Source organism: Ulvibacterium sp. (genome assembly GCF_965248315.1).
In the GTDB taxonomy this organism is placed as follows: Bacteria; Bacteroidota; Bacteroidia; order Flavobacteriales; family Flavobacteriaceae; genus Ulvibacterium.
This window is the reverse complement of record NZ_CBDFIX010000001.1, coordinates 297,995-311,416: the sequence shown is the minus strand read 5'-3', so window position 1 is coordinate 311,416 and position 13,422 is coordinate 297,995. Positions and strand designations below refer to the sequence as shown.

16 protein-coding genes are annotated in these 13,422 nt (G+C 41.3%); 6 read left to right on the top strand and 10 right to left on the bottom strand.

Annotated elements, in window-relative coordinates:
- Positions 1–31 precede the first annotated feature (31 nt).
- Entirely contained in the window at positions 32–799 is a 768-nt protein-coding gene (locus ACP2AF_RS01405; RefSeq protein WP_425234458.1) for a M48 family metalloprotease, read from the top strand.
- 163 nt (positions 800–962) lie between these two features.
- Complete coding sequence (locus tag ACP2AF_RS01400) at positions 963–1,130, top strand: DUF6747 family protein (RefSeq protein WP_170158856.1); 168 nt, start codon at positions 963–965, stop codon at positions 1,128–1,130.
- Between the two features lie 112 nt (positions 1,131–1,242).
- Here ACP2AF_RS01400 and ACP2AF_RS01395 read toward each other — a convergent pair whose 3' ends face one another.
- Together ACP2AF_RS01395 and ACP2AF_RS01390 are read right to left on the bottom strand one after the other, a co-directional pair.
- Positions 1,243–1,635, bottom strand: a complete 393-nt coding sequence (locus ACP2AF_RS01395; RefSeq protein WP_425234457.1) for an ankyrin repeat domain-containing protein — start codon at positions 1,633–1,635, stop codon at positions 1,243–1,245.
- Positions 1,636–1,840: 205 nt separating this feature from the next.
- Positions 1,841–2,686, bottom strand: coding sequence for a bifunctional helix-turn-helix domain-containing protein/methylated-DNA--[protein]-cysteine S-methyltransferase (locus tag ACP2AF_RS01390; RefSeq protein WP_425234456.1), 846 nt, complete (start codon positions 2,684–2,686; stop codon positions 1,841–1,843).
- Between the two features lie 133 nt (positions 2,687–2,819).
- Between ACP2AF_RS01390 and gpmI the strand changes: the two genes are divergently transcribed.
- From gpmI to ACP2AF_RS01370, 4 genes are read left to right on the top strand one after another with little or no spacing between them, the layout of a single operon-like run.
- Positions 2,820–4,337, top strand: coding sequence for a 2,3-bisphosphoglycerate-independent phosphoglycerate mutase (gene gpmI / locus ACP2AF_RS01385; protein ID WP_425234455.1), 1,518 nt, complete (start codon positions 2,820–2,822; stop codon positions 4,335–4,337).
- A 33-nt stretch (positions 4,338–4,370) separates the two neighbouring features.
- Positions 4,371–5,186 carry a type I methionyl aminopeptidase gene (gene map, locus ACP2AF_RS01380; RefSeq protein ID WP_425234454.1) on the top strand — a complete coding sequence of 272 codons (816 nt, stop codon included), beginning with the start codon at positions 4,371–4,373 and terminating at the stop codon, positions 5,184–5,186.
- A gap of 17 nt (positions 5,187–5,203) precedes the next feature.
- Positions 5,204–5,317, top strand: a complete 114-nt coding sequence (locus ACP2AF_RS01375; protein ID WP_425234453.1) for a GxxExxY protein — start codon at positions 5,204–5,206, stop codon at positions 5,315–5,317.
- A gap of 25 nt (positions 5,318–5,342) precedes the next feature.
- Positions 5,343–6,107: a class I SAM-dependent methyltransferase gene (locus ACP2AF_RS01370; protein WP_425234452.1), complete on the top strand. Its 765-nt coding sequence runs from the start codon at positions 5,343–5,345 to the stop codon at positions 6,105–6,107.
- A gap of 36 nt (positions 6,108–6,143) precedes the next feature.
- Here ACP2AF_RS01370 and ACP2AF_RS01365 read toward each other — a convergent pair whose 3' ends face one another.
- From ACP2AF_RS01365 to ACP2AF_RS01330, 8 genes are all read right to left on the bottom strand, one after another.
- Positions 6,144–7,223, bottom strand: coding sequence for a TlpA family protein disulfide reductase (locus ACP2AF_RS01365; protein WP_425234451.1), 1,080 nt, complete (start codon positions 7,221–7,223; stop codon positions 6,144–6,146).
- A 99-nt stretch (positions 7,224–7,322) separates the two neighbouring features.
- Positions 7,323–7,961: a helix-turn-helix domain-containing protein gene (locus ACP2AF_RS01360; RefSeq protein ID WP_425234450.1), complete on the bottom strand. Its 639-nt coding sequence runs from the start codon at positions 7,959–7,961 to the stop codon at positions 7,323–7,325.
- Between the two features lie 529 nt (positions 7,962–8,490).
- A complete protein-coding gene (locus tag ACP2AF_RS01355; protein ID WP_425234449.1) occupies positions 8,491–9,510 on the bottom strand; it encodes an FAD:protein FMN transferase in 1,020 nt (339 codons plus the stop codon).
- The gene (locus ACP2AF_RS01350; RefSeq protein WP_425234448.1) at positions 9,503–9,871 is read right to left on the bottom strand and encodes a Na(+)-translocating NADH-quinone reductase subunit F; all 369 of its coding nucleotides are present in this window, start codon (positions 9,869–9,871) and stop codon (positions 9,503–9,505) included. Before ACP2AF_RS01350 ends, ACP2AF_RS01355 begins: the two co-directional genes overlap by 8 nt.
- Positions 9,872–9,946: 75 nt before the next feature.
- Positions 9,947–11,254 carry an NADH:ubiquinone reductase (Na(+)-transporting) subunit F gene (nqrF, locus tag ACP2AF_RS01345; RefSeq protein WP_425234447.1) on the bottom strand — a complete coding sequence of 436 codons (1,308 nt, stop codon included), beginning with the start codon at positions 11,252–11,254 and terminating at the stop codon, positions 9,947–9,949.
- The gene (gene nqrE, locus ACP2AF_RS01340) at positions 11,251–11,997 is read right to left on the bottom strand and encodes an NADH:ubiquinone reductase (Na(+)-transporting) subunit E (protein WP_425234446.1); all 747 of its coding nucleotides are present in this window, start codon (positions 11,995–11,997) and stop codon (positions 11,251–11,253) included. Before nqrE ends, nqrF begins: the two co-directional genes overlap by 4 nt.
- A gap of 23 nt (positions 11,998–12,020) precedes the next feature.
- Positions 12,021–12,668 carry an NADH:ubiquinone reductase (Na(+)-transporting) subunit D gene (locus ACP2AF_RS01335; RefSeq protein ID WP_120713334.1) on the bottom strand — a complete coding sequence of 216 codons (648 nt, stop codon included), beginning with the start codon at positions 12,666–12,668 and terminating at the stop codon, positions 12,021–12,023.
- Between the two features lie 2 nt (positions 12,669–12,670).
- Positions 12,671–13,420 (bottom strand): Na(+)-translocating NADH-quinone reductase subunit C, encoded by a 750-nt coding sequence (locus tag ACP2AF_RS01330; RefSeq protein ID WP_425234445.1) that lies wholly within the window; start codon positions 13,418–13,420, stop codon positions 12,671–12,673.
- Positions 13,421–13,422: the final 2 nt, after the last annotated feature.

The window sequence follows — 13,422 nt, the reverse complement described above, 5'->3', positions numbered from 1 at the left end:
TATCTTGAATTTACGATAGGACACTAATATTATGAGAAGGGGAAGTTGGAAAATTCGTATTTTCATTGGTTTGGCCATTGTAGCCTTTGCCTTTATCCAACGCTGTAACAACAAAGAAGAAAATCCGTATACAGGAAGGGTGCAGACCATTGATATGACCGCTGAGCAAGAAATTGCCATTGGGCTGCAAAGTGCTCCCGAAATGGCGCAACAGCACGGAGGCCTTTATCCTGATGAACGCCTACAGTCCTTTGTAGATGCCATTGGCACCAAACTCATAAACAATAGCATAGCGCGGGAGACACCCTACAAATATGATTTTCATCTCTTAGCCGATGACCGTACCATAAATGCCTTTGCCCTGCCCGGGGGACAGATATTCATTACCTATGCCCTTTTCTCAAAATTGAACGAAGCTCAATTAGCCGGTGTTCTTGGGCATGAGATAGGCCATGTAATCGGTAGGCACTCAGCGGAACGAATCGCGGAAAGTAGCTTCTGGCGGACTGTTTCCATGGGAGCATCAGTTGGAGCGGATGCCGGGGGAATCGTGGGCAGTATTGGCCAAAACACCCTTTTAAAAAATGGAAGGGGCGATGAATTGGAAAGTGACGAATTGGGCGTATTATTCATGATTCGGTCCGGGTATGAGCCTAGGGAGATGATCAAGGTAATGGAAATCCTAAGAGACGCGGCCGGACCTAATCGAACACCGGAATTTCAAAGTACCCATCCAGATCCGGAGAATAGGATTCAAAAGATAAAGGAGGCCATCCAGAAGTACGAAGGACGAGAATAATGGTACTTCAACCTTAAAAAGGTTAATTCAACCCGCAAGCCTAGGTTTTTACACCCGTTTTGTTATATTTGTTTCACAAATCTTTCCTGCCTCAGATTTAACCCCTTATAGCTTTAATTTAATAACTTGTGCTGGATTTGTTTCAGCATTTAAATGAAACTATATGGGAACACTTACACATTTTAAGAACCTTTACACGGAAGCTTTTGAGAATTGCAAGCCCGAAATAGTGGTGGTACTTCTTAAGGTATATTCCGTTTTCTGTGCCCTTATGATCCTTATGGCGGTATATGCTTTTATGCACAGAGCCTTAAATGGATTTGAATTTTAAAACCGGAATTATTTACTCTTTTACGTGAACACTATTTGAAGTAAATAATGGGAATTAAAAAACCCTTCGGCCTGTCGGCCGAAGGGTTTTTTCTTTTGATTGATGAATTATCTTAGCTTCCCATGGCTGCCTCAATAACGGCCAAGGCATCAGTTGCCTTTGAAAGTTGTGCATATTTTTTAGCTGTATAACCTTTGTCACTTTTTAACCTAAGGTTAGCTCCATTTGCAATAAGTAATTCAAGAATCTCCGCTTTATTGTAACGGGCCGCAAATATGGCCGGGGTCATTCCCAAAGATTTTTTGTTTACGTCCTCGCCAAGCTCTATCAATCGCTTAACGGTATCAATATCCCCTTGCATGATAGCTTTGCAAAAGGCACTGACTTCAACCTTTGCCACTACATTAGGGGTGGCTAGATTTGTTTGATGGGTTTCTGATTTGGCATTCGCGGTTGCGCCTACTAGCAATAATGCAGAGGCAAGGGTTAGAATTGTTTTTTTCATGATGAATACATTTAATTGATGAAATAAATTTTGATTATACAAAGATAGACTGCTCTTATGTCCTTTTGTTACGTAATTAACAGTTAATTAATTAAACTTTAACAAATCCAAAAAAACCTTTATGGATTTTTTCACATTCAATAAATTCGTTTATTTTCTTAGGGTTCACTGCCTTATATATACAAAGCTCCACATTGGGCACAATTTATGCAATCCGTTTGTTGCGCAATTGTACATTTTCAAAACCATTGATCAAGTATTTCTTGTCCTTGCCCCAACCATATCCGCCCATTTCGCCCGTTTCCCTGATTACCCTATGGCAGGGTATTAAATAAGCAATAGGATTCTTTCCTATGGCAGTTCCTACGGCACGTACCGCATTGGGTTTATTTATGGCTTTTGCAATATCTCCGTAAGCTACAAATTGGGCAGAGGGAACGGAAAGTAGAGCTTTCCAAACACTAACCTGGAACGGCGTGCCCCTAAGATCTAATACGATTTGTTTTTCAGGAATTTTCCAACTAGTAAAGTAATCCTTCACCATCTGGCCGTAAGTTCCCAATTCCTGGCGAAAACAGGCTTCTGGAAATATGGACTCCAAAAGTTCAATAGGTGAAGTATTTTCCATTAAAAATTCCATTTGGGTTATCCCCAAATCGGATTCTGCAATGACTAATTTACCAAAAGGAGAATCGATTACCTGATATTTCAAAACCAGTCCTTCTCCTCTTTTCTGAAACTCGCCCGGGGTGCAAGATTCTATTTTAATGAACATGTCGTGCAAACGACCATTTCCCGAAAGTCCCACTTCGTAAGCGGTAGCCAGGGTGGATTGTCCTTCGTACAAGCATTTTTTAGCATGTTCCACTGTTATATACTGCAAAAATTGCTTTGGCGTAACGCCAGCCCATTCATGAAATAAGCGTTGAAAATGGTATTTGCTTAAATGAACATGTTTGGAAACCTCCTCCAAACTAGGCTGAGACCGATAATTTTCTACGATATAGTGGATTGCTCTTTCTATGATATGTCCGTGATATGTTTTTTCCATGTTTCAAAAGTAACCGAATTGGCCACGTCCCACAATCCGTTTCTTGCTACTTCATATAGGCAAAAAAGAAGGTCGTATTATTGGCAATTCGTACCAGATCATACTACTTTTGAAACTTTATAAAAATTGAGAGATGAACAAAAAAGTGATATTAATGATTTTGGATGGTTGGGGAAAATCCCCAGATCCTAAAGTCTCTGCCATAGATAATGCAAATACGCCATTTATTGATAGTCTTTATAAAAAATATCCCAGTGCCAATCTTCTTACGGATGGCATGAACGTTGGACTTCCCGAAGGCCAAATGGGTAATAGTGAGGTAGGGCACATGAATTTAGGTGCAGGAAGAATTGTATATCAGGATCTCGCCAAGATCAATTTGGCTGTAAAGGAGGATAAGCTTAAGGAAGAAAAGGTGTTACAAGAGGCTTTTGCCTATGCGAATGCAAACCATAAGGCCGTACACTTTTTAGGGTTGGTAAGTGATGGAGGAGTACATAGCCATATATCCCATTTAAAAGGTTTGATCAATGCTGGGGAGAGTTACAACGTGCAAAATATGTATGTTCACGCCTTTACCGATGGAAGGGATGTTGATCCCAGAAGTGGTAAAGGGTTTTTACAGGATCTTGTGGATTTCTGTTCGGATAAAAATGCCTCGTTGGCCTCTGTAATCGGCAGGTATTTTGCCATGGACCGTGATAAAAGATGGGATCGTGTTAAACAGGCCTATGATTTAATGGTCCAGGCCAAAGGGGAAAAGTCGTCCCAAGTATCGGAAACCGTCCAAAAAAGTTATGATGACGGTATAACCGACGAGTTCTTAAAGCCGATTGTTATGGTGGATAATACCAATGAGCCCCTGACCAAAATCGAGGAGGATGACGTGGTGGTTTTCTTCAATTTCAGGACGGACCGCGGGAGGGAACTTACCCAGGTGTTAAGTCAACAGGATATGCCCGAACATCAAATGCATAAATTAGACTTGTACTATGTCACCTTAACCAACTATGACGATTCCTTTAATGGTATCAAGGTGGTGTATGACAAGGATAACATTAAAGAAACTCTGGGAGAGACTCTGGCTCTGGCCGGAAAAAAACAAATACGTATTGCCGAAACGGAAAAATACCCGCATGTGACCTTTTTCTTCAACGGTGGCCAGGAAGTTCCTTTCGAAGGGGAACAACGGATTCTGTGTCCTTCACCGAAAGTGGCCACATACGACTTAAAACCAGAAATGAGTGCCTACGAAATACGGGATGCCATTATTCCTGAATTGGAAAAGAAGGAAGCAGGTTTTGTATGTCTAAACTTTGCCAATCCGGATATGGTAGGTCATACCGGGGATATGAATGCGGCCATAAAAGCTTGCGAGACCGTAGATCAGTGCGCGGAATCTGTAATTACGGCCGGACTAGAGAATGGATATTCTACCATAGTCATTGCAGACCACGGCAATTGTGATACTATGATCAATCCTGACGGCAGTCCCAATACCGCCCACACTACAAATCCTGTGCCCTTAATTATAGTTGATGAAGATATTAAGGAAGTAAAAGATGGTGTCCTAGGCGATATAGCCCCGACCATACTCAAACTAATGGGCATTCCCCAACCTCAATTGATGACCCAAAAGCCTTTAGTTTAAAGAACTTATTGCATTTGTTTACCTTTGCGGACTATGGTAAAAATAAAAACATCGGAAGAAATAGAATTAATGCGCGAGAGTGCATTGATCGTTTCCAAAACGTTGGGTATGTTGGCCGGGGAAATAAAACCCGGAGTCACCTCATTATACTTGGATAAGCTTGCCGAGGAATTTATTCGAGACCATGGTGCTAAACCTGGCTTTTTGGGTATGTACGACTTTCCCAACACCTTAAACATGAGCCCCAATGCGCAGGTCGTCCATGGTATCCCTAATAATGAGCCCTTGCAGGATGGAGATATCATTTCAGTAGACTGCGGTGCTCTTAAAAATGAGTTTTATGGAGATCATGCCTATACCTTTGAAGTTGGGGAGGTTGCGGTAGCAACCAAAAAATTGTTGCAGGTCACTAAGGAATCCCTTTATATTGGTATTCGCGAGTTCAGGATGGGAAACAGGGTTGGGGATGTAGGTTTTGCCATCCAAAACTATTGTGAAAGCCACGGCTATGGTGTAGTGCGCGAACTAGTCGGCCATGGTTTGGGCAAGAAGCTACACGAAAGTCCGGAAATGCCCAATTACGGAAAACGGGGGCGTGGGAAAAAATTTGTTGAGGGGATGGTGGTTGCCATAGAGCCAATGATCAACATGGGTACACGACGGATAAAACAACTAAGCGATGGATGGACCATTTTGACCGCCGATGGGAAACCCAGTGCGCACTTTGAGCATAACGTTGCCTTGGTGAACGGCAAACCGGAACTATTGTCTACATATCAATACATCTACGATGCCCTGGGGATACAAAGTGATGAAGAGGCAGAATTTCGAAGACACGAATTTCACTAATCTCTCGAATTTTTGTTATGTCCGACATCATTTACAAAGACGAATCCTATTGTATAATTGGTCTTTGTATGGATGTCCATAACGAATTAGGTAAAGGGTTTAGTGAAGCCGTGTACAGTGTAGCTCTTTAAAGATTAATGACAATTCGCGTAATTCGTGTCAAAATTTTTCAAATACATTCTTAACGCCATACCCAGACCCCTTCTGATAAAATTGAGTTATTGGGTCAGGCCTGTACTTGCCTTTTTCATGAAAGGCAGTTCCTATGTTGATCCCATAGACCAAAGGTCCTTTCGGACATTTCTTCCCTATGGCTACGAAAATCCTAGGGAGAATGTTTTATCGCCATCCACACTATCCTTGGAACGTCATCGATTGTTATGGTTGTTTCTACAAAATAAAACGGACTTCTTTTCCAAGAAATATAGCCTATTGCATTTTGCCCCGGAGCAGGCGTTTCACAAACGCTTTCAAAAACTGAAAAACTTGAATTACGTTACCACGGACTTGGACTCCCCTCTGGCAGACGTAAAGGCTGATATTTGTAACTTACCTTTTAAAGACAATTCGTTCGATGTTATTCTTTGCAATCATGTTTTGGAACATATCCCTGATGATACCAAAGCCATGCAAGAATTGTATAGAGTGCTAAAACCAAATGGATGGGGCATATTTCAGATTCCCCAAGACCTAAGAAGGGAAAAGACCTTTGAGGATGATTCCATTACCGATAGAAGAAAGCGCGCAGAAATCTTCGGGCAGTACGATCATGTCCGTATTTATGGCAGGGATTACTTTGATAAATTGCGCAGTGTAGGATTTACTGTAGACGAAATAGATTACACAGCATCCCTATCCGATAAGGAAATAGAAAGATATCGCTTGGCCAAAGGGGAAATCATTCCCTTGGTAAGAAAATGATTCCCCATAATCGAAATCTTTTTTGAACATAACTTATTAAAGGGTTTCAAGCTTGGTTTTCAGTTCTTCAGCGGTCATATTTCTCGCGATGATCCTACCCTCTTGGTCTAACAAAAAATTCGCTGGAAGGGATGATAACAAATACTGTTTAAAAATGGTCTGGTCTTTGTCCAAGATTTGATTCCAAACAGTTCCATCTTTCTGGATGGCTTTTTCCCATACGTCACTGTCCGAATCTATGCTTACCCCGATAATTTCAAACTTTGCTCCCTTATGATTGGTATAAAGTTCAAGGAGTTTCGGGTTTTCCACCCTGCAAGGCCTGCACCATGATGCCCAAAAATCCACTAGTACATAGCCTCCCCTATAATCGGAAAGATTTACCGGAACCCCTTCTTTATTTAGCGCCTTAAAATTTGCCATTTCGCTCCCTATGGCAAGTTGAGCGGCTTTATCTATGCGTGTTCTTAACGACTTGCTCATTCCGCTTGAAGGGTACTCCGCTTCAAACCTGACAATCATCTCCTTGAAAAAGTCTCTGTTTTTGGTAAGATCAAAATAGCCTAGGGCATTGTAAGCTTTGGCCGATGGCCCCATATTCCTTACCAGGTTCTCCATGGATTTTATAAATTGCACCAAAACCTTGTCCTTCTCCTTTTCAAGCTCTTCTATTCTTTGTTGATCGTTTTCTTTCATGGCTTTATCAAAATCCTGAATCATTCCGGCAAAAAATTGGTTGTTGAGATTTTCAATACTCTTATCAAAATCCAGATTGGAGGCAACCTTTGATTCCAGCTTTATCCCATCCTCAATTTTAATTTTGACGGCACCGCTTTGCTCAACTGCTATTCTCATCCCTTTACCCGTGTTTAGTTTTAAGGCGTAGATGGACGGTTCCAAAAACTTATCCGTTGTTTGATAGGTTTTTTGGGGAACCAGATTATCCAAGGATTTCCATTCAACCATTTTCTCCAAACCAAAATTGTACTTGGAAATGGTAACTGAAGTGATTTCATCTGATTCTGTTTCAAAGGAAAATGTAATTTCTGGGCCTTGTTGGGATCTACAACTACAGATAAAAATGCAGATTAGCGCTAAAATTTTGATCGTTTTCATAATTGATGTTTTTAAAGTTTGCTGCCAAAATTAGGTCGATTGCAAACATCAGTCGTCTGAAAACGCGAATCCGAACTCTTTTAAAAAGTAGTAGAAATGTTATTTGTACTTAGATTTAAACTCCGAAGGTGTAATTCCGGTTTTTTTCTTAAAAGCAGTATTGAATGATGATTTTGAATTGAATCCCACTTCATACAATACTTCCAAGATAGTTTCAGTCTGGCTCTTAGGACTCATAAACCTTTCCTTGGCGCTATTGATTCGGTACGTATTGATAAAGTCTACAAAATTTTGATCATAATGGTCATTGATCAATTCGGAAAGTCTTCTTTTGGGTATATCGATCTCTTGGGCCAAGGTGGCAATCGTTAGGTCATAGTTTTTAAAGGATTCATGGGTAAGCATATGACCTTCCAACTTCGCTATAAGTTTTTTATTTTCTTCAAGCGTGGTATTGATTCGTTTACGGGATGTTAATGTTAAGGCCGTAGTAAACAACAAATCTTCCTTACTGTAGCCAAAAGGTTTTCTGGAGGAGGTAAATCCATAGAAATAAAGCAAATTAATGGTTACAAGCATCAAGAGAAACACGGCATTCTCTAAAAAATAGGTGTTTAAGCCCAAAAAGAATGCGATGAACTGTGCAATATCCGTAAGAACGATCAAGCAAAATACAACAAAGACCCCATGCAGCCATCCTACGTTCAACGACTCCAATTGTGAATAGTTGGTCTTCATTACCTGTTTATATTTTTTTACCTGAATAAAACATAAAAAAATGTAAAAAAGAATATGGACCACATATCCGATATAGGTTTCTGGACTACATACCTTGCCATTTGTAAACCAAATACCAAAACAAATGACCAGGAAAGGAAAAAAATGAAGGAAGTCTACCTTTGAAAAAACAAACCGTTTTTGGGTGATGCACCTGATATAAAAAAACAATAACGGTCCGTACAAAAAGCCATACGCACAATTAACACTTTGAAACAAAGCGCTAGAGATGCCCCTATTCGCAAGGAAAAGCCCCAAAACCTGTATGGTAAGGGTTCCTATTATTGTAGCTAAAAGAAGGTCTCCCCTGCTTTTTTTGTTATTTGAGACCAAAATATAAATGGCAAGCAAGGTCCCCTGAAAAATGATGATAATATGGATTACATTGGTAAAGGAAAACATGCCAAACAGCCGAAGCAAATGGATTGATGAAGGCTAAATATACAAAGGGGCTTCCACATAACTGAAAACACCAATAGTTTTCCACACTTTAACCATTGGGATTCATTACTAAGTCCTTAAAACCCTCTGTCATAAATTCCTGGGCTTCCCCTGCTTCATCCAGATAAACGATATAGGCATCAAGTTCCTTTTGTGCGGCCAATAAAGCAAGTGCGTCCTGGAGATCCATGGCCATAAAAGCAGTCGCGTAGGCATCCGCTTCTCCACAGGTATTTGCCAAAACCGTAGTTCCCAAGGTGCTTCCATTTTTTGTGAATCCGGATTTGGGATCTATCGTATGTACATATTTTTTCCCTGTAATGGAATCTATCCGAAACTTCCGGTAGTTTCCCGAGGAGGCCAATGCCCTATCCTTTAATTGCATGAGAATTTTAAGGCGCCTTCCTTCTTCAATTTGGGGATCGTCTATACCCACTACCCATGGTTTTCCCTTTATCCGGTTTTCTCCTTTGCCTACAAGTTCCCCACCTACTTCAATAAGGTAGTCGGAAATTTCCTTTTCGTCCAAAAAAGCGGCCAATCGATCAATGGCATATCCCTTGGCAATAGCATTGAAATCCAAATAAATATTGGGATTCTCCTTTTTGACCCGATTGGATTCGGTCAAATCTACCTTTTCCAATCCTACGAAAGCCAGAAGACTATCAACAACTGTACTATCCATTTTGATGGACGGGCTTGGACCAAATCCCCATGCATTGACCAAAACTCCAACCGTGGGATCAAAATAGCCATCCGTCATACGATTTACCTCTTGGGAAAGTTCAAATACTTCCCTGAACATTTTATCCACCACTACGGTAGTATCGCCTTGATTGATTTTGGATATATCCGAATCCGGGAGATACGTGGACAAGGATTTGTTGATTACCGCGAATACAGAGTCGATTTCTTTTTCGAAATCCTGTTTCCCATTCGACAAATAAATAATGCTATAGGAAGTCCCTAAAGCACCTCCAGCATTCCCGTTTTGTACTAATTTGGAGGCGTCGGGGGAACAAGAAAGTATAAAAACGGTCGACAGAAAAAGTAATCCAATCCTATTCATCGTAAATTTCAATAAGTCCGTCATAATCCACTATATAAGCTTCATTCAAGAATACGGGTAATTTTTGATCGCTTGCATTGGAAAGCCCAACACCGGCATAATAGGTACGTGCCTCAAACTTTTCGGCATGTGCCCTTACCTTATGTACTAATTCCAAATCATAGTCTTTGGGGTCATTCGGATAATCCACATTTCGTACAACGATGAAGTGTAATTGTTTTTCCTTAAGACAAACAAATTGGGGATTCTTTTTGGGTTTACTGTTGACCCCCATAAATTCATAGCCCTCGGTTTCCAACTGCTTGCCCACAATATTCATGGCAAGGTTGTGAAGTTCCTGCTCCGTCAATGGTTTGCCCATGTTTCAAAATTACATCAAAAAAAACCTGACCGGTCCAGAGAACCAATCAGGTTATAAAATCATTTTGTATACCCGTTATCCTCCAAAATCGTCGAAACGGATATGCTCATCTGGAATACCAAAATCCTCACCCATTTTCTGAACGGCCTTGTTCATTAATGGTGGGCCACAAAAATAAAGTTCTATATCCTCAGGAGATTCGTGATGATTTAAATAGTTGTCAATAACGCAATTATGGATAAAACCTACAAAACCATCCCCAGGGGAATCCAAGTTTTCCTTCACCTTCCAATTATCCTCTTCCAGCGGTTCCGAAAGTGCCATATAGAACTTAAAGTTTGGAAAGTCTTTTTCCAACTGCCTAAAATGATCGATATAGAATAGCTCTCTTTTTGAACGGCCCCCGTACCAATAGGTCACTTTTCTATTAGTTTTCAAGGTCTTGAACAAATGGTACAAGTGCGAACGCATCGGCGCCATACCGGCACCCCCACCGACATACAACATCTCCGATTCCGATTCGTTGATAAAAAACTCGCCATAAGGTCCCGAAATAACCACCTTGTCCCCAGGTTTTTGGGCAAATATGTAGGACGAGGCTATACCGGGATTTACATCCATCCATCCGTTTTTGGAACGGTCCCAAGGTGGTGTTGCAATACGTACGTTCAGCATAATTTCCCTGCCTTCTGCAGGATAAGAAGCCATAGAGTAAGCTCTTTCCACCGTTTCGGTATTTTTCATTGCCAAAGGCCATAGATTAAACTTGTCCCACTCGGCCTGAAATTTATCCGGTGTTTCATGTTCCTCCGGATGTGCCGTAATATCGATATCGGCATATTTTATTTCACAGGGAGGAATCTCTATCTGTATATAGCCCCCTGCCTTATAGCCCATATCATCCGGTATTTCAACAACAAATTCCTTGATGAACGAAGCCACGTTGTAATTACGTACGACTGTGGCATCCCATTTCTTAATACCGAAGACTTCCTCGGGAATGGTAATCTCCATATCTTGCTTCACCTTTACTTGACAGGCCAAGCGAGCCCCCTCGTTCAATTCCCTTTTGGAAAAATGTGGTGTCTCCGTTGGCAAGGCCTCGCCACCTCCGGCGAGTACGTGGCACTCACATTGTATACAGGTCCCCCCGCCACCACAGGCGGATGGTAGAAACACTTTTTGATTACCCAGTGTGGACAACAAAGAGCTGCCAGAGGCAACTTCTATTTGCTTTTCCCCGTTTATGGTAATGGTCACCGGACCAGACGGAGATAACTTTTCCTTGGTGAACAATAATAGGGCCACCAACAAAAGTAACAGAATCAAAAATGCAACTACGGTGATTAATATGGTTCCTCCTATGCTTGTAGCTAAAATCATTTGTATTCTTTTACGGCATCGTTATAGGAGATCTCTTTCTCATCGATTTCCTCTTTAATTTCTTTTTCTTCTTTCTCAATTTTTTGTACAGTGGTCTCCTCCACCGGGGCAGCGGCCTCGTCACCTCCTGTCAACATGCCTCCAAAACTTTGGAAACCAATGCCCATCAATCCAGTAATTATAAATGTAATGCCCAATCCCCGCAACGGAGGGGGAACATTGGAATATCGGATTTTCTCCCGAATCGCGGCTATGGCCAAAATAGCCAGAAACCAACCAATACCGGAGCTTATACCATAGTTCACGGCCAATCCCAGCGTGGCAATTTCCCTAGATTGCATGAAAAGGGATCCTCCTAAAATGGCACAATTCACAGCTATCAGAGGAAGAAAGATGCCCAATGAGTTATATAGCGACGGCGAAAATTTTTCTACTACGATTTCCACCAACTGTACCATGGTAGCAATGGTGGCAATAAATAGGATAAAGGATAGGAAGCTCAGGTTATAATCCGCATATTCCGGGCCCAACCAAACCAAAGCGCCATCCCTTAACAAATACTGGTCTAGAAGCCAGTTCAAGGGCACAGTTACGGCCAAAACAAAAATAACCGCAGCTCCCAAACCTACAGCTGTGGCAACTTTTTTGGAAACCGCCAAATACGAACACATTCCCAAGAACACGGCAAAAACCATGTTATCTATGAAAATGGATTTAAAAAACAGCTCAATATGCTCCAACATAATTTTCTTTTTTAACTAGTCTTCTAATTATCTTCTATCAAGGCCGTATTACGCGATCGTTGTACCCAAATGATGATTCCCACCACAATTAATGCCGCTGGTGGAATTATCATAAAACCATTGTTCTCATATCCCGTGGAATAAAGTCCGGTCATTTTAACGGGGTCGCCCAGTACTTTGTAGCCAAACAATGTACCAGATCCCAATAATTCCCTAAAAAAACCGACAATGATAAGAATTACACCATAGCCCAAAGCGTTGCCAATACCATCCAAAAACGATTTCCAGGGACCGTTACCAAGGGCAAATGCCTCAAAACGACCCATAATAATACAATTGGTAATTATCAACCCTACAAATACGGAAAGGGTCTTACTCAACTCATAGGCAAAGGCTTTTAGCACTTGATCAACAATGATTACAAGTGTAGCCACTACAATCAATTGAACAATAATTCGGATTTTTGAAGGGATAACGTTCCGCATCAGCGAAATGACCACGTTACCCACTCCCAATACGAATATTACAGATATGGCCATGACCACGGATGCCTTTAATTCTGCTGTAATGGCCAATGCCGAACAAATACCTAAGACCTGTATGGTAATCGGATTATTGTCCGCTAGGGGATCTAATATTAGACTAGCATCTTTTTTAGTAAGTAAAGCCATAGTTATTTTGCTCTAATAGTTTCTAAATAGCCCTTGTATAGGTTCACACTTTGGCTTATCATGGCGGATACCCCGTTACCCGTAATTGTAGCACCGGCCAAGGCATCTACCTCGTTATCGTCCTTTGTGTTATTCAGTGGGTCGTTGTTTCCTTTGGCCACTGCAATGCCAGCGTATAGGGTGCCATCTAAGATAGATTCCCCGGTAAAATCGTCCATGAAATAACGCTGTTTAATGTTGGCACCAAGACCAGGGGTTTCAGATTGATGATCAAAATATACCCCTTGGACTACCATTTGATCATCCAAAGCTGCAAAACCCCAAATAGGGCCCCAAAGACCTTTACCATACAGCGGAATGATATAGAACTTTTTGTCCTCTTTTTCACCGATCAACAAGGGCAACCTTGGTGTTGTCCCATTCTTCATTTCGGAAAGCTGTTTTTTCATGTCGATAAGGTAGGCGTCATCATCCTGGGTAATTTGGTCTCCTTCAATGACCAATTGCTCCTTTATGTAATTGGAGAACTCCCCCTCTACCCTATCCGTCGGTATGAAATTCACACTGCCTTCGTCTTGGTTTTCATTTACCCCCATGGCATAAAGGATGTTCTGCTGTTTTTCAAAACGTTCGTTCTCCTTTATTTTATCACTTAGCGATGATGCCAAAAAAGCCAGGATAGAACCGACTACCACTACCATGATGCAGGCAAAAATTACGGTATACGTATTTTTTTCGGTATTAATGGCCATAA

Coding starts and splice junctions, on each gene's coding strand:
- ACP2AF_RS01405 (WP_425234458.1), top strand. CDS start 32: ATGAGAAGGGGAAGTTGGAAAATTCGTATTTTCATTGGTTTGGCCATT.
- ACP2AF_RS01400 (WP_170158856.1), top strand. CDS start 963: ATGGGAACACTTACACATTTTAAGAACCTTTACACGGAAGCTTTTGAG.
- ACP2AF_RS01395 (WP_425234457.1), bottom strand. CDS start 1,635: ATGAAAAAAACAATTCTAACCCTTGCCTCTGCATTATTGCTAGTAGGC.
- ACP2AF_RS01390 (WP_425234456.1), bottom strand. CDS start 2,686: ATGGAAAAAACATATCACGGACATATCATAGAAAGAGCAATCCACTAT.
- gpmI (WP_425234455.1), top strand. CDS start 2,820: ATGAACAAAAAAGTGATATTAATGATTTTGGATGGTTGGGGAAAATCC.
- map (WP_425234454.1), top strand. CDS start 4,371: ATGGTAAAAATAAAAACATCGGAAGAAATAGAATTAATGCGCGAGAGT.
- ACP2AF_RS01375 (WP_425234453.1), top strand. CDS start 5,204: ATGTCCGACATCATTTACAAAGACGAATCCTATTGTATAATTGGTCTT.
- ACP2AF_RS01365 (WP_425234451.1), bottom strand. CDS start 7,223: ATGAAAACGATCAAAATTTTAGCGCTAATCTGCATTTTTATCTGTAGT.
- ACP2AF_RS01360 (WP_425234450.1), bottom strand. CDS start 7,961: ATGAAGACCAACTATTCACAATTGGAGTCGTTGAACGTAGGATGGCTG.
- ACP2AF_RS01355 (WP_425234449.1), bottom strand. CDS start 9,510: ATGAATAGGATTGGATTACTTTTTCTGTCGACCGTTTTTATACTTTCT.
- ACP2AF_RS01350 (WP_425234448.1), bottom strand. CDS start 9,871: ATGGGCAAACCATTGACGGAGCAGGAACTTCACAACCTTGCCATGAAT.
- nqrF (WP_425234447.1), bottom strand. CDS start 11,254: ATGATTTTAGCTACAAGCATAGGAGGAACCATATTAATCACCGTAGTT.
- nqrE (WP_425234446.1), bottom strand. CDS start 11,997: ATGTTGGAGCATATTGAGCTGTTTTTTAAATCCATTTTCATAGATAAC.
- ACP2AF_RS01335 (WP_120713334.1), bottom strand. CDS start 12,668: ATGGCTTTACTTACTAAAAAAGATGCTAGTCTAATATTAGATCCCCTA.
- ACP2AF_RS01330 (WP_425234445.1), bottom strand. CDS start 13,420: ATGGCCATTAATACCGAAAAAAATACGTATACCGTAATTTTTGCCTGC.